14 protein-coding genes are annotated in these 14,932 nt (G+C 73.9%); 9 read left to right on the top strand and 5 right to left on the bottom strand.

Going from position 1 to position 14,932, the window contains the following annotated elements:
* The first annotated feature begins 36 nt into the window (after positions 1–36).
* The 8 genes from ACIBQ1_RS20840 (at position 37) to ACIBQ1_RS20875 (ending at position 9,342) form a co-directional block, all read left to right on the top strand.
* Positions 37–906, top strand: coding sequence for a putative protein N(5)-glutamine methyltransferase (locus ACIBQ1_RS20840; RefSeq protein ID WP_397279626.1), 870 nt, complete (start codon positions 37–39; stop codon positions 904–906).
* Between the two features lie 20 nt (positions 907–926).
* Positions 927–1,547, top strand: coding sequence for a TetR/AcrR family transcriptional regulator C-terminal domain-containing protein (locus ACIBQ1_RS20845; protein WP_397279627.1), 621 nt, complete (start codon positions 927–929; stop codon positions 1,545–1,547).
* A gap of 140 nt (positions 1,548–1,687) precedes the next feature.
* On the top strand, positions 1,688–2,809 hold the full coding sequence (locus ACIBQ1_RS20850) for an esterase-like activity of phytase family protein (RefSeq protein WP_397279629.1): 1,122 nt from the start codon (positions 1,688–1,690) through the stop codon (positions 2,807–2,809).
* Positions 2,810–2,899: 90 nt separating this feature from the next.
* The gene (locus ACIBQ1_RS20855) at positions 2,900–3,688 is read left to right on the top strand and encodes an HAD-IA family hydrolase (RefSeq protein WP_397279631.1); all 789 of its coding nucleotides are present in this window, start codon (positions 2,900–2,902) and stop codon (positions 3,686–3,688) included.
* Positions 3,685–6,708 (top strand): pyridoxamine 5'-phosphate oxidase family protein, encoded by a 3,024-nt coding sequence (locus tag ACIBQ1_RS20860; protein WP_397279633.1) that lies wholly within the window; start codon positions 3,685–3,687, stop codon positions 6,706–6,708. The genes ACIBQ1_RS20855 and ACIBQ1_RS20860 overlap by 4 nt, the downstream gene beginning before the upstream one ends.
* Before the next feature lie 101 nt (positions 6,709–6,809).
* Positions 6,810–7,640, top strand: a complete 831-nt coding sequence (locus ACIBQ1_RS20865) for a hypothetical protein (RefSeq protein WP_397279635.1) — start codon at positions 6,810–6,812, stop codon at positions 7,638–7,640.
* Between the two features lie 269 nt (positions 7,641–7,909).
* Complete coding sequence (locus tag ACIBQ1_RS20870; RefSeq protein ID WP_397279637.1) at positions 7,910–8,803, top strand: ABC transporter permease; 894 nt, start codon at positions 7,910–7,912, stop codon at positions 8,801–8,803.
* Positions 8,804–8,865: 62 nt separating this feature from the next.
* Positions 8,866–9,342 (top strand): VOC family protein, encoded by a 477-nt coding sequence (locus tag ACIBQ1_RS20875; RefSeq protein ID WP_397279639.1) that lies wholly within the window; start codon positions 8,866–8,868, stop codon positions 9,340–9,342.
* A gap of 288 nt (positions 9,343–9,630) precedes the next feature.
* Here ACIBQ1_RS20875 and ACIBQ1_RS20880 read toward each other — a convergent pair whose 3' ends face one another.
* The 4 genes from ACIBQ1_RS20880 to ACIBQ1_RS20895 all read right to left on the bottom strand — a co-directional run bounded on the left by ACIBQ1_RS20880 (position 9,631) and on the right by ACIBQ1_RS20895 (position 12,596).
* Complete coding sequence (locus ACIBQ1_RS20880; RefSeq protein ID WP_397279640.1) at positions 9,631–10,809, bottom strand: RNA polymerase sigma factor; 1,179 nt, start codon at positions 10,807–10,809, stop codon at positions 9,631–9,633.
* 71 nt (positions 10,810–10,880) lie between these two features.
* Complete coding sequence (locus tag ACIBQ1_RS20885; protein WP_397279642.1) at positions 10,881–11,225, bottom strand: YciI family protein; 345 nt, start codon at positions 11,223–11,225, stop codon at positions 10,881–10,883.
* Between the two features lie 173 nt (positions 11,226–11,398).
* Positions 11,399–11,995, bottom strand: coding sequence for a hypothetical protein (locus ACIBQ1_RS20890; protein ID WP_397279644.1), 597 nt, complete (start codon positions 11,993–11,995; stop codon positions 11,399–11,401).
* 13 nt (positions 11,996–12,008) lie between these two features.
* On the bottom strand, positions 12,009–12,596 hold the full coding sequence (locus ACIBQ1_RS20895; protein ID WP_397279646.1) for a helix-turn-helix domain-containing protein: 588 nt from the start codon (positions 12,594–12,596) through the stop codon (positions 12,009–12,011).
* Between the two features lie 95 nt (positions 12,597–12,691).
* Between ACIBQ1_RS20895 and ACIBQ1_RS20900 the strand changes: the two genes are divergently transcribed.
* The gene (locus ACIBQ1_RS20900; protein WP_397279647.1) at positions 12,692–14,266 is read left to right on the top strand and encodes an FAD-dependent oxidoreductase; all 1,575 of its coding nucleotides are present in this window, start codon (positions 12,692–12,694) and stop codon (positions 14,264–14,266) included.
* A gap of 8 nt (positions 14,267–14,274) precedes the next feature.
* On the opposite strand, the gene ACIBQ1_RS20905 is transcribed toward ACIBQ1_RS20900, so the two are convergent.
* Complete coding sequence (locus ACIBQ1_RS20905) at positions 14,275–14,895, bottom strand: flavin reductase family protein (RefSeq protein WP_397279649.1); 621 nt, start codon at positions 14,893–14,895, stop codon at positions 14,275–14,277.
* Positions 14,896–14,932 lie beyond the last annotated feature (37 nt).

Raw genomic sequence — 14,932 nt, forward strand, 5'->3', positions numbered from 1 at the left:
CCGCGGGAGCGCCCATCGGCATCCCGAAAGGCTCTCATGTCGGTTTTTTCGTCATCTGTCCCCTCAACTGCCTCCACCTCCGCCATCGTCGCCAGGCTGCGCGCCGCCGGCTGCGTGTTCGCCGAGGACGAGGTCGAGCTGCTCGTCTCCACCGCCCGCACCCCCGCCGAGCTCGCCGCGATGGTCGAGCGCCGCGTCCTCGGCGAACCCCTCCAGCACGTCCTCGGCTGGGCCGAGTTCTGCGGCCTGCGGGTGGTCGTGGAGCCGGGGGTGTTCGTGCCCAGGCCGCGCACCGAGTTCCTCATCGGCCAGGCCGCCGCGCTGGCCCGCCGGCTCCCCGGGCCGCCGGTCATCCTCGACCTGTGCTGCGGCAGCGGCGCGGCCGGGGCGGCGCTGGCTGCGGCGCTGTCTACGGGGCTGGCTACGGGGCTGGCTACGGGGCTGGAGGGGGCCGAACTGCACGCCGTCGACCTCGATCCCGCCGCCGTGCGCTGTGCCCGCCGGAATCTCGCCGCCGCGCCCCTCCGCCCCGGCGGCACGCTCAGGAGCCGGGTCTACCAGGGGGACCTGTACGACCCGCTGCCCGCCTCGCTGCTGGGCCGGGTGGACATCGTGATCGCGAGCCCTCCGTACGTGCCCTCGGGCTCCATCGTGCTGCTGCCGCCCGAGGCCCGGCTGCACGAGCCGCTCATGGCGCTCGACGGGGGCGGCGACGGGCTCGACGTCGTGCGGCGGGTGATCGCCGGCGCGCCGCGGTGGCTCGCCCCCGGCGGCCACCTCCTGGTCGAGACCAGCGAGCGGCAGGCCGGCGCCACCGCCGAGGCCGTCGCCCGCGCGGGACTGGCCGCCCGGGTGGCGAGCTCGGACGAGCTGGACGCCACCGCGGTGATCGGGACCCGCCCTTAGCGATGTTAAGGTGTCCCGCGATGGCACAGAAGGGACTGGCGCGGGACACGGTCGTGCGCGCCGCGCTGGAGCTGCTCGACGAGGTGGGCCTGGACGGGCTGTCGGTACGCCGCCTCGCCGCCCGCCTCGGCGTGCAGAACCCGGCGCTCTACTGGCACTTCCGCAACAAGCAGGAGCTGCTGAACGAGATGGCGCGCGAGCTGCTCGACCCCGAGATGGGCGGCCCCGGCGCGGGCGAGTCCTGGCGGGAGTGGCTGGCCCGGCGGGCCCACCGATATCGGCGCACGCTGCTCAGCCATCGTGACGGGGCACGGCTGGTCACCGGGAGCGACCCGGGCGCGAGCGTGGCGCGGGCGTTCGAGGAGGAGCTGAAGACCCTGGTCGCGCTGGGGTTCACGCCCGGCCAGGGCCTGCACGCCATCGGGTCGATCAGCCACTACACCCTCGGCTTCGTGCTCAACGAGCAGGCGCAGCGCGAGCGCCGGGAGCGGGGCGAGACCCGGGAGCTGTCCGCGTACGCCGACTTCCCCCTGACGGTCGCGGGCGTGCGCGAGGGCGGGGCCCCCACGAGCGAGGAGGCGTTCGCGCACGGGCTGCGGCTCATCCTCGACGGCGTGGCCGCCTCCCTCCGGAGCGACTGAAACTCCTGGAATGATTTGCCCCTTTTGATGGGCGGCGTGCTGTTATTTGTCCGTGGACTTCGCCACTGATCCGCGCTTTCATTTTCTCCGTCGGTTCGGCTTTGAATTACGGGGGTCAGATGGCTCGTTCGCGGAGAATCATGCAAATCGCCGTCGCATTCACGCTGGCGGTGGGCGCCGCCCCTCCCGCGTCGGCGGCGCGGCGCGACCCCGTGCGGATCACGCGCTTCCTCGGGGAGCAGCGGCTGTCGCACCTGCTGAAGTTCCAGGACACCACGGTGGGCGGGCTGTCGGGGATCGACCGCGATCCGGCCACCGGCACCTGGTACTTCATCTCCGACGACCGCTGGCGCTACAACCCCGCCCGCTTCTACACCGGGCGGCTGGAGTTCGACAGCGAGACGGGGGAGTTCGTCGGCGCGCGGGTGACCGGGGTCAAGACCCTGACCAGGGCCGACGGCACGCCCTACCCGGCCTACGGCCAGCCGGGCGCGGCCGACCCCGAGTCGATCAGATTCGACCGGTGGAGCGGGCGGCTGGTCTGGGGAGACGAGGGGGACCGGCCGGACGGCCGCAATCCGGCCATTCCGATTTCCGCCGCGGGGGTGCGCACGACCGACGTTCTGGGGCGTCATATCGGAGAATTGCGGGTGCCGCCGAATTTGCGGCTGACGGAGACCGAGAGCGGGCCTCGGCGCAATTTCGGCTTCGAAGGGCTGGCGGTCACGGAAAACGCGATCGTCGGCGTCACCGAGGGGCCGCGCTACGAGGACGGGCCGGTGCCCTCGGTCGAGCGCGGCGCGCCCGCGCGCCTGACCGTGTGGAACCGCCAGGGCACCGCGCGCGCCCAGTACGCCTACCCGCTCGACCCGCTGCCCACCGCGCCGATCCCGCCCGGCGGGGAGTCCGACAGTGGCGTCTCGGAGATCCTGGCCATCGACGACAACCGCTATCTCGCGCTCGAACGCTCCTGGATCCAGGGCGTGAACTACCGGGTCAAGCTGTACGAGATCGACCTGCGCGGCGCCACGAACGTGCTGGCCAGGGACGACCTGGCGCAGGGCATGCCGTACCGGCCGGTGACCAAGCGGCTGGTCCAGGACCTCGGCGCCTTCCGGCCGCCGACGCAGAACCTCGAGAGCCTGGCCTGGGGGCCGCGCCTGGCCGACGGGACGTGCACGCTGGTGATCGGCTCGGACGACAACTTCGACCAGCGCGAGGTGACCCAGTTCCTCGCCTTCGCCGCGACGGGGTGCCCGTGAGGACGCCGGGGGCGCGCCACCGCGCCGAGCCGTATCGTGCCTGGTCAGGCGGCAGGGCTGGCCGCCACGTGGGTGGGTAGCGTGCTGGATATGGCCACCTTCGACCTGACCAGGATCCGGGCGGTCGTCTTCGACACCGACGGCGTGGTCACCGACACGGCGCGGGTGCACGCCGCCGCGTGGAAGCACGTGTTCGACGCGTTCCTGCGCGGCCGGTCCGCGCCGTTCGACGTGCGCGCGGACTACCTCGCCTACGTGGACGGGCGGTCCCGGCTGGACGGGGTGCGCACGTTCCTGGCCGCGCGCGGCATCTCGATCCCCGAGGGCGGCCCGCAGGACGAGCCGGGCGCGGAGACCGTGCACGGGCTGGGGCTGGCCAAGGACGCGCTGTTCGTGGAGGCGATCGCGCACCACGGCGTGGCCGCCTTCCCCTCCACCGTCGCGCTCCTGCACGAGCTGCGGCACCGCGGCTGCCGCACCGGCGTCGTGTCGGCCAGCAGGCACTGCCGGGCGGTGGTGTCGTCGGCGGGGCTGCTGCACCTGTTCGACGTGCTGGTCGGCGGCGACGACGCCGCCGAGCTGGGGCTGAGCGGCAAACCGGATCCCGCGCTGTTCCTGGAGGCCGCGCGCCGCCTGGAGCTGGCCCCGGCCGTGGTGGCGATCGTGGAGGACGCCCTGCCGGGCGTCGAGGCCGCCAGGAAGGGCGGGTTCGGCCTGGTCGTCGGGGTGGACAGGAGCGGGCTGCGGGAGCCAGGGGACGGGCCGCGGGCCGTCGCGGGCAGCGCCGCCGAGGCGATGCGGGCCGCCGGGGCGGACGTCGTGGTCGCCGATCTGGCCGACGCCGAGGTCTCCGGCCGCGTGCCGGTGGGACGGCCATGAACGACTGGACGCTCGTGTACGACGGCTTCGACCCCAGCGGGGAGGGGACGCGGGAGGCGCTGTGCACGCTCGGCAACGGCAGGTTCGCCACCCGCGGCGCCACCCCGGACGGCGAGCCGCGCACGCCGGGCACGTACGTGGCGGGCTGCTACGACCGCCTCGAATCCATCGTCGCCGGGCACACCGTGACCAACGAGGACATGGTCAACCTGCCCGACTGGCTGCCGCTGACGTTCGCCACCCCGGGGTGCGCGTGGTTCCGGCCCGAGCGGGCGGCGCTGCTGTCCTACCGGCACGAGCTGGACCTGCGGCACGGCGTGCTGGTGCGCGACCTGCGCTGGCGCGACGGCGAGGGCCGGGTCACGCGGGTACGGCAGCGCCGCCTCGTGTCGATGGCCCAGCCGTGCCTGGCCGCCCTGGAGACCACCTTCACCGCCGAGAACTGGTCGGGGCCGATGAGCGTGCGCGCCACCCTGGACGGCCGGGTGGCGAACCGGGGGGTGGCCCGCTACCACGACCTGCGCGGCGACCACCTCACCGGGCACGCCACCGGCTCCGAGGGCGAGGTGGCCTGGCTGGCGGCGCGCACCCGCGGCTCGCACGTCACCGTGGCCCTGGCCGCCCGGGTGGACGTCAGCGCCCCCGCACCGGCCCCCGCACCGGCTCCCACGCCCGCCCGCACGTCGGCGTCCGCGCCTGCCCGCGCGTCGGCCCGCACGTCGGCCTCCACTCTGGCCCTCGCGCCCGCCCCCGACCGGTCGCCGGGGGCGCGGCCGCGGCCCCGGGCGGGCCATGTCTTCTCCGACCACGTGCTCGATCTCGCGCAGGGCCGGCCCGCCACGCTCACCAAGATCGTGGCGGTGACGACCTCGCGCGACCCCGCCACGCACGACCCGCGCTCGGCGGCGCTCGGGCACGTGCGCCGCGCGCCCCCGTTCGACGGCCTGCTGGCCGCCCACGAGGCCGCGTGGGAGCGGCTGTGGCGGCGGGCCGGGCTCGACCTGGGCGGCCACCGGCTGGCGCAGGCCGTCCACGTGCACATCTTCCACCTGCTCCAGACGCTCTCCCCGCACACCGCCGACCTCGACGTCGGCGTGCCCGCCCGCGGCCTGCACGGGGAGGCGTACCGGGGCCACGTGTTCTGGGACGAGCTGTTCGTGCAGCCGTGGCTGAGCCTGCGCTTCCCCGAGGTCTCGCTCGGCCTGCTGCGCTACCGCTGGCGGCGGCTGCCGGAGGCCAGGGCCGCGGCCAGGGCGGCCGGGCACAAGGGCGCGATGTTCCCGTGGCAGAGCGGCAGCGACGGCCGCGAGGAGACCCCGGCCCTGCACCTCAACCCGCTGTCCGGGCGCTGGCTGCCCGACCGCTCCCGCCTGCAGCGGCACGTCGGCCTGGCCATCGCCTACAACGTGTGGCAGCACTACCTGGCCACCGGCGCCATGCCGGCGTGGTGCGCGGAGCTGCTGCTGGACATCGCCAGGTTCTTCGCCTCGCTGGCGGTGCCGCACGGCGGCCGGTACGAGATCCGCGGCGTCATGGGGCCCGACGAGTACCACGACGGCTACCCGGGCGCGGACGTGCCGGGGCTGGTCAACAACGCCTACACGAACGTCATGACCGCCTGGCTGCTCATGCGCGCCCGCGACACCGCCTCCCTGACGCCCGAGCTCGCACCCTCGGACGTGGAGCTGGCCCGCTGGGACGACATCAGCCGCCGCCTGCGGGTGGACTTCCACGACGGCGTGATCAGCCAGTTCACCGGGTACGGGGACCTGCCGGAGCTCGACTGGGAGCGCTACCGCGGCGTGCGGCGCCTGGACCGGGCGCTGGAGGCCGACGGCGACGACGTCAACCGCTACAAGGCCTCCAAGCAGGCCGACACCCTCATGCTCTGCTACCTCCTGACCGGCGACGAGCTGACCGCCATCCTGGAACGGCTCGGCTACCCGGTCGAACGCGGGCTGATTCCCCGTACCGTCTCCTACTACCTCGACCGCACCAGCCACGGCTCGACGCTCAGCGCGGTCGTGCACGCCTGGGTGCTGGCACGTTCCAACCGGGCGCGGTCCTGGAGGTTCTTCACCGAGGCCCTCTACAGCGACATCAAGGACGTGCAGGGCGGCACCACCGCGGAGGGCATCCACCTGGGCGCCATGGGCGGCACCCTGGACCTCCTGCAACGCTGCTACCTGGGCCTGGAGCTGCGGCCGGACGGGTTGCGGCTGGACCCGCTGCTGCCCGGCCGGCTCGGCGTGCTGTCCATGCCGATCCGCTACCACGGGCGCCGGATCTTCATCGACGCCGACCACCACGAGGCACGTGTGAACGGCACCGCGCGCCGTACCTATACGCGAGGAGAAGCGATCATGACTGGCACCGGAGATCTCGGACGCCGCCTCATCCATCGCCGCGAACGTCTCGGCCTGACCCGCGAACAGGTCGCCGAGCGCGCGGCCATGTCAGCCGGCTACCTGAAATATCTAGAGGAAAATCCCGATATGCCGGACACTGGCGCTCTTTACCGCCTGGCGGACGCGCTCCAGACCACGGTGCACGAGCTGCTGGGCGGTGACGTGGACCGCCCGCCCGGGCGCGGCCCCGCCATGGCCAACCCGACGCTGGAGGTGCTGGACCAGGAGGAGTGCCTGCGGCTGATCTCACCGGGCGGGATCGGGCGGGTGGCGTTCAGCGGCAGGCGCGGGCCCACCGTGCTGCCCGTCAACTACAAGCTGCACCACGGCGTGATCGTCTTCCGCACCGCGTCCGGCGGCCCGATGGACGAGGATCTCCGCTCGGGGCTGGAAGGGGTGGACATCAAGATCGCCTTCGAGGTCGACAAGATCGACGAGGCCAACCGCGAAGGGTGGAGCGTCCTGGTGCAGGGGCCCGCCCACCACGTGACGGCGGAGGAGATGGAGGAGGTGGCCGACTCGGGGGTCACGCCCTGGGCGGGCGGCGAACGCCGCCTCTACATCCGCGTCGTCCCGCAGCAGATCGCGGGCCGCCGCATCCACGGCATGTAGCACCGGCAGACCAACGGCGGCGTTTCGCTGCTGATCAGAGGCGGTCGGCTGGGATACTTCCCTGGCCGGCGGGCACGATCGTCATTGTCAGGAGGTCCCGCATGAAGCGCTTCACCGGGCGTACCCTTCCGGTGCTGGTCGTGCTCGCGGTGGCGGCGGTGGGTTGCGGAGCCGTCGGAGCCCCGCGGAGCTCGGTCACCGTGACGGCCTCGCCCGAGGACACCACCCCGGAGGCCGGGCCCACGAGGACATCACCGGGCACATCACCGGGCACACCACCCGGCACCGCCACGCCGGCCCCTCGCGGGGGCCTGGTCGCAGGTCGTTACCAGCCGCTGTGGCCGTTCTCGACGCCGGGTGAGGCGATGGCGTGGCGGGAGGCGTACCGCAGGGACGGCCGCCAGGCGTGGCACCTCGACGCCCGCCGCACCGCGGTGGCCTTCAGCCGCGACTACCTCGGCTTCACCGAGATCGACCAGGTCGCCAAGTCCGTCCGGACCGGCGACCACGCGCGGGTGCACGTCGCCTACAACGCGGAGGAGGGCCCGCGACTGCTGGTGGCGGCCGTCGTGCACCTGGTCAGGTACGGCACGGGCGAGGACGCGCCGTGGGAGGTGGTGGGCACGGACGACACCGCGTTCTCGCTGACCAGACCCCCCTACGGCGCCGTCGTGCGGTCCCCGCTGGCCGTGGGCGGCCGGATCACGGGCGTGGACGAGAGCATCAGGGTCCAGGTCCGCCGGCCGGGCTCGCGAACCCCGGTGGGGGAGTCGTGCTGCGTCGGCGCCGGGGGGACCGACGCGTCGTGGTCGGCCCGGGTCGCCTTCAAGACGCCCCCGGGACGGACGCTGACCGTCGTGGTGTCGACCGGCGGCCATGTGGCGACCGTCGAGCGCTTCGCGGTGACGGGCGTGAACGTCCCCCCGTCCTGACCCTCCGCCACCGCCCGCCACCGCCCGCCACCGCCCGCCACCGCCCGCCCGCGCCTGCCCGCCGCCCGCGATTCGCGGGCGGCGCCGGATGAGATGTTGCGTCCCGGCATCGCCCCATAAGGACGCCGTCCCGGCGACGCCGCACGGAAACGCATACCCCCCGCTAGCTGCGATGTCACCGGTTGATCCGTTAGCCTCGGCATCTGGAAGAGGCGTGTACGCGCGCCGCCAGGACCGGGGCCCGGAGACCGCAACGCAGCGAGGTGCTCATGAGCCAACTGGAGAACGCCCCGCCGGAGAGCGGGTCACTGGCCGAACTCGCCAGGAAGCACGGGCTGCGCCCCGCCATCGCGCGCCCGGGACTGTCCGTCTACACGCGCCAGCTGTGGGAGCGGCGGCACTTCATCCTGACATACGCGACCTCGCGCAACGTCTCCAAATACTCGGGCTCGGCCCTGGGCCAGATGTGGCAGGTCCTCACCCCGCTGCTGAACGCGGCCATCTACTACGTGATGTTCGGCCTCATCCTCGGCGGCAGCAAGAACATCGACAACTACCCGGCGTTCCTGCTGACCGGGATGTTCGTGTTCACGTACACGCAGCGGACCGTCACCGCGGGCGCCAAGTCGATCTCGGGGAACCTGTCGCTGATCCGCGCCCTGCACTTCCCCCGGGCGTCGCTGCCGCTGGCGTACACGATCCAGGAGCTGCAGCAGCTCACCATCTCCATGGGGGTGCTGCTGCTGATCGTGACGCTGACGGGGGAGTTCCCCACGTGGTTCTGGCTGATGGTGCCGGTCGTGCTGGCGCTGCAGACGTCGTTCAACATCGGGGCGGGGCTGGTGCTGGCCCGGCTGGGGTCCACGCTGCGGGACCTCAGCCAGTTGCTGCCGTTCATCATGCGCACGTGGCTGTACGCGTCCGGGGTGTTCTTCGCCATCCACGACAAGGTCGTCAACAGCGCGCGCCTGCCGGAGTGGGTGGCCACGGTGATGTACCTGAACCCGGCGGCCTCCTACATCGAGTGGATGCGCGACATCCTGATCGGCAGCCACGTCCCGCCGCGGACGGTGTGGCTGTCGTGCGTGTTCTGGGCGGTGTTCGCGCTGATCTTCGGATTCTGGTACTTCTGGCGGGCCGAGGACCGCTACGGCCGGGGATGATCGGGTGGGGCGGGCGGGTTGCACCAGGGAATGAACGTCCACGATCCCGCTGAGGAGACCGCATGAGCGCACCCACCGACGACCACCCCGTACGGCAGCTCCGGCTGGTGGTGGAGGCCGAGGACTACGAGGCCGCGCTGGCCTTCTACCGCGATGTGCTGGGCCTGCCCGAGCAGGCCGCCTTCTCCGGCGACGACGGCGCGCGGGTGGCGATCCTGGACGCCGGGCGGGCCACCCTGGAGATCGCGAACCCGGCGCAGAAGAAGATGATCGACGACGTCGAGGTGGGCCGCCAGGTGGCGCCCAAGCTCCGGGTGGCGTTCGAGGTGGACGACGCGCGGGGCACCACCGAGCGGCTGGTGGCGGCGGGCGCGACGGAGGTGGCGCCGCCCACGGTCACCCCCTGGGAGTCGCTGAACGCCCGGCTGGACACGCCCGCGGGCCTGCACATCACGGTCTTCCAGGAGCTGCGCGACCTGGAGGAGCGCCAGACGCTCGACGGCTTCGGCACCGACGCGGGCCGGACCCCGGAGGCCTGAGCGCGTCAGCGGGGCGCCCGCACCGACGCGGACCGGACCCCGGACGCCTGAGGGCGTCTGCGGGGCGCCCGCACCGGCCGCGGCGGCTCCAGCACCGTCGGGCCGGACGGGGCGCCCCGCGCCCGCACCCCGTCCACCAACCGGGTTCATCCGGGTGACGCATCCCATCCCCTTCACCTTAGACGCTCGGAGATCACCGCGATTCGCGCGAATACCGGCCTTGACCAGGGAGGGGCCTTGACTCGGGCCCTGACGACGCATGCGATTTCGGTATAGGACGAATCCGGGTCAGGGCTCCTGGCGCAGGTGGGCGAGCCGTTCGGCGAGGAACTCCTGCTCGGCCGCGTTGTCGCTCAGCGCCAGCGCCGCCCGGTACGCCTCCGCCGCCTCCGCGTCCCGCCCCAGCCGGTGCAGCAGGTCGGCCTTGGTGGCGGGCAGGTAGCGGTAACCGGCCAGGCGGCCGTCGCGTTCGAGCGACTCGACCTCCGCCAGCGCCGCCGCGGGGCCGTCCACCATGGCCAGGGCGACCGCCCGGTTGAGCGCGACCACGGGCGAGGGCCAGACGCGGAGCAGCTCCCCGTACAGGACGAGGATCTGCGGCCAGTCCGTCTCCTCGTACGTGGCCGCCTGGGCGTGCACGGCCGCGATGGCCGCCTGGAGCGTGAACCGCCCGGGCGGCCCCGACGTCAGCGACGCCACCAGGAGCCGGTCCGCCTCGGCGATCAGCTCGCGGTCCCAGGCCGAGCGGTCCTGCTCCGCCAGCCGGAGCAGGCGCCCGCGCCCGTCGGTACGGGTGGCGCGCCGGGCCTGGTGCACCAGCAGCAGCGCGAGCAGCCCGGCGGCCTCCCGCTCGGCGGGCAGCAGCAGGTGGAGCAGGCGCGCGAGGTCGAGCGCCCGGTCCGTGAGGTCGTCGCGGACGAGCTCCCGCCCGGAGTGCGCGGTGTGACCGGTGCTGTAGAGCAGGTGGACGACGGTCAGCACCGCGTGCACGCGATCGGCCAGCTCCGCCCCGTGCGGCACCCGGTACGGGATCCGCGCGGCGGCGATCTTCTTCTTGGCCCGGGTGAGCCGGGCGGCCATCGTCGCCTCGGCCACCAGGAACGCCCGCGCGATGTCCGCCGTCGCCACCCCGCACACCAGCCGCAGCGTGAGGGCGACGCGGGCCTCGGGGGCCAGCGCCGGATGGCAGCAGGTGAAGATCAGCCGCAGCCGGTCGTCGGGAACGGCGCCGGGCTCGGGCATCGGGGCGTCCTCCGGCTCCAGCAGCAGGGGCAGCTTCCGGTCCAGCGTCCTGGCGCGCCGCAGCACGTTGAGCGCGTTGCGCCGGGCGGCCGTGGTCAGCCACGCGCCGGGCCGCCTGGGCACGCCGTCGCGCGGCCAGGTGCGCAGCGCCTGGACGTAGGCGTCCTGCACCGCCTCCTCGGCCGCGTCCAGGTCGCGCGTGACGCGCACCGTCGCGGTGAGCACGAGCGCCCACTCGCGGCGGTGCGCCTCGGCGACGGCCTCCTCGACCGTGGCGCCCCGGTCGGGAGCGGCGCTCAGTCCTCCTCCACGATCTCGAAGCCGACCAGCGGCCTGACCTCGACCCCGCCGTGCACGATCGGGGTGAGCCGGGCCAGCTCCAGCGCGTGGTCGAGGTCCCGCGCCTCCAGCACGAAGACCCCGGCCAGCACCTCCTTCGTCTCGATGAAGGGCCCGTCGGTCACCAGGTCGCCGCGGAGCGAGGTGGCCGTCTCCGGCGGCTCCAGCCCCATCCCGGCGACGATCCGCCCGCCCCGCGCGGCCACCTCGGCGGGCAGCGCCAGGTGCCCCCGCTGGACCTCCTCGGGCAGGTCCTCCGGGGGGACCTGCTCGTACAGCAGCACCGCGTACTGCGCCATCATGTTCCTCCGCTCGCTGTCACGGTCCTTCTACAGCACCGACCACCGGGGCAGACCGGAATCGACAGGGCGGCGCGGAGAATTTCGCCCGCCTACGACCGGCGCCGCCGCTCCGCCTACGACCGGCGCCGGCGCCGGCGCTCCGCCTACGACCGGCGCCGGCGCCGGCGCTCCGCCTACGACCGGCGCCGGCGCCGCCACCGCGCGTCGGCCAGCGACCAGGCCGCCTCCCACTCGCGGTAACGCCCCCGGTCGAGCAGCCGGCGGACGCCCGCGAACCCCGTCGCCGCGACCACCGTCGCCGCCAGCACCAGCAGCAGCGCGGTCGCCACCGCCGTGACCCGGAGGTCGACCGGGGTCGGAGGCGCGGCGACCCGCCGGCCCGCGGGGTCGATCCAGATCCGGATCCGCGTGCCCGCCTTGGCCAGGGGCGGCGCCATCACCGAGCCGGAGATCTCCAGCCCGGAAGGCGTCGTCCAGCGCGCCGGGGCCGGCTCGCTCCGGGAGACCTCCCCGAACGACAGGCTCGTGACCGGCGCGCTCGCCAGCAACGTCGCCACGACCTCCCGGCGCCCGTCGTCGGCCACCCGCAGCGCGTGGTCGTAGGCCTGGCTCCCCGCCGCCGCGGCGGGCCAGACGCTGAGCAGGACGAGGAGCACCGTCACGAGCAGCGCGGCGCTCTCCAGACGGTCGGAGCGCCGCCGCAGCGGGTTGCCGTCAGGCCGGTGCCGCCGCACCCACCGCATCACCGACTCGGTCACGTGCTTCATCATGCACCAGATCACCTCACCGGGCGGCGGGTCGGGCCCGGACGTGCATGCGCTCCCCCTGGGGGCCGAACAGGGCGAGGACCTCGGCCGGCTCCTGGCCGGGGTTGGAGAAGGCGTGCGGCGTCCGCGTGTCGAACTCCGCCGCCTCCCCCTGCGTCAGGATCACCTCGTGCTCCCCGAGGAGCAGCCGCAGCCGCCCCGACAGCACGTACAGCCACTCGTAGCCCTCGTGGACCTTCTGGTCCTCCCGGCCCGGCTCGTAGCCCGGCCAGCGCGGCGGGAGGATCTGCTTGTACGCCTGCACCCCGCCGGGCCGGCGGCTCAGCGGGATGAACGTCGCGCCGTGGCGTTTCATGGGGCGCATGTGCACGCGCGGGTCACCGGTCACCGGCGCGTCGATCAGCTCGTCGAGCTGGACCTGGTGCGCCCGCGCCAGCAGCAGGAGCAGCTCCAGGGTCGGCCGGCGCCCGCCGGACTCCAGGCGGGACAGGGTGCTGACGGAGATGCCGGTGCTCGTGGACAGCTGCGCCAGCGTCGAGCCGCGCTCCTGGCGCAGCGCCCGCAGCCGCGGCCCCACGGACTGGAGCACGTCGTCTAGGTCCATGCGACCTACTTTGCCATTTCGGCAACGGGAATTGTCAAATCGGCGGCGGGGCGCGGACAGTGTCGGACGTCGGAATCACCGGAAGGAGAGGCGTGATGGACGCGAGATACGACGTGGTCGTGGTCGGGGGCGGGGCCGCCGGGCTGAGCGGGGCGCTCACGCTGGGCCGGGCGCGGCGCAGCGTGCTGGTGGTCGACGCCGGGCGGCCGCGCAACGCTCCCGCCGAGGGCGTGCACACCTACCTGGGGCGCGAGGGCGTCTCGCCGCTGGAGTTGCTGGCCGCCGGCCGCGAGGAGGTGATCGGGTACGGCGGGGAGATCGTGACGGGCACCGTCACCACCGCCGAGCGGCTCGACGGCGGGGGCTTCCGCGTCGTGCTGGCGGACGGGCGGTCGGTCGAGGCGGACCGGCTGCTGGTCACCACCGGCCTGACCGACGAGCTGCCGGACGTGCCGGGCCTGGCCGAGCGGTGGGGCAAGGACGTGCTGCACTGCCCGTACTGCCACGGCTGGGAGGTGCGCGACCAGAAGATCGGGATCCTGGGCACGGGGCCGCTCTCCGTTCACCAGGCGCTGTTGTGGCGGCAGTGGAGCGCCGAGGTGACGCTCTTCCCGCACACCGCGCCCGAGCTCGGCCACGACGAGCGGCGGCAGCTCGCGGCCAGGGGCGTCAGCGTGGTCGAGGGCAAGGTGGCGGGCCTGGAGGTGACGGACGGCAGGCTGTCCGGGGTGCGGCTCGCCGACGGGCGCGTGGTCGGCTGCCAGGCTGTCGCGACCGCCGGACTGCTCACCGCCCAGGCGGGCCTGCTGGCCGCGCTGGGGCTGGAGACGGAGGAGATGGAGATGTCCGGGCACGTGATCGGCACCCGCGTGCCCGCCGACCCGGCCGGCGCCACGAGCGTGCCCGGGGTGTGGGTGGCCGGCAACGTCACCACCCTGAACGAGCAGGTCATCGGCGCCGCGGCGGCGGGCGTGCGGGCGGCGGCGGCCATCAACGCCGACCTGGTCGCGGAGGAGACCCGCCGCGCCGTCGCCGCCATGGACGCCCACGCGACCTCCGAGGAATACTGGGACGCCCGCTACGCCGCGAGCGCGCAGATCTGGAGCGGGAACCCCAACGAGATGCTGGTCCGCGAGGCGTCGGACCTGGCGCCCGGCACCGCGCTGGACCTGGGGTCCGGTGAGGGGGGCGACGCGATCTGGCTCGCCGGCAGGGGATGGCGGGTCACCGCGGCAGACGTCTCCGGCGTGGCGCTCGAACGCGCCGCCGGGCACGCCGCCGCGGCGGGGGTCGCCGACCGCGTCGACTGGCAGCGGCACGACCTGGGCGTGTCCTTCCCCGAAGGCGTCTTCGACCTCGTGTCGGCCTGCTTCCTGCACTCGTTCGCGGACATGCCGCGCGAGGAGATCCTGCGCGCCGCCGCGTCGGCCGTCGCCCCCGGCGGGGTGCTGCTGGTCGTCGGGCACGCGGGATGGCCGTCCGAAGCGCACGACCCGCACCCCGACGTGCACTTCGCCACGCCGCAGGAGGTTCTGGCGGCGCTCGAACTGCCCGACGGGCAGTGGGAGGTGCTGCTCTGCGAGGAGTACGAGCGAGCCCAGCACGGTCCGGTCCCCCGGTCCGGGACCGGCAGGGACAACGTGCTCAAGGTGCGGCGGCTGCCCGGCTGACCTGGTCCCTAGCGGGGCGTCTCGCTGCGGTGGGAGTGGCCGAGCTCGGGGCCGAGGCCGAAGTAGTGGCGGAAGTTGTAGACGAGCGGGCTCCACGCGGCCGGGTCCACGTGCTGGGTGCCGGGCACGACGATGCGCGGGTCGGCGTGCACCCTGCTCACGACGGCCTCCGCGATGACGAACGACCCCGAGACGTCGTGGCCCACCCGCTCCGCCCGCGCCTCGAACTGGAGGGGGCACTCGGCCACGCGCGGCGGCCGTACGGTCTCGGAGGGCTCGGGCCGCAGGCCGGCCGCGGTGAACTTGCCGGGCTCGTAGCGGCAGCGCGCCTGCTTGCCCGCCGGCACCGGGTGCCGTCCGGTGAGGGGCGCCAGCCGTTCGACCGCCTCCCACTGGTGGGGGGCGGGCAGGCTGATGACCACCTCCGGGCGGCTCATGAGGTTGCGGGCGGTCTGCCCCTCGGCGCCCAGCCCGAGCACGATCACCTGGCCCAGGGCCCAGGCGGAGGACATCGGGGCCAGGTTGAACGTCCCGTCCGGGTTCTCCGTGGACAGCAGGACGACCGGCGTCCCGAAGTACAGGATGCTCGGCTCGATGGTCACATGGGTGGCGGCGGCCGCGGTGTTCATGTGGGCGAGCCTAGGAACGGGACGTTCAAGCCCGGAT

It is taken from the genome of Nonomuraea sp. NPDC050153, assembly GCF_044460125.1.
Classification (GTDB): domain Bacteria; phylum Actinomycetota; class Actinomycetes; order Streptosporangiales; family Streptosporangiaceae; genus Nonomuraea.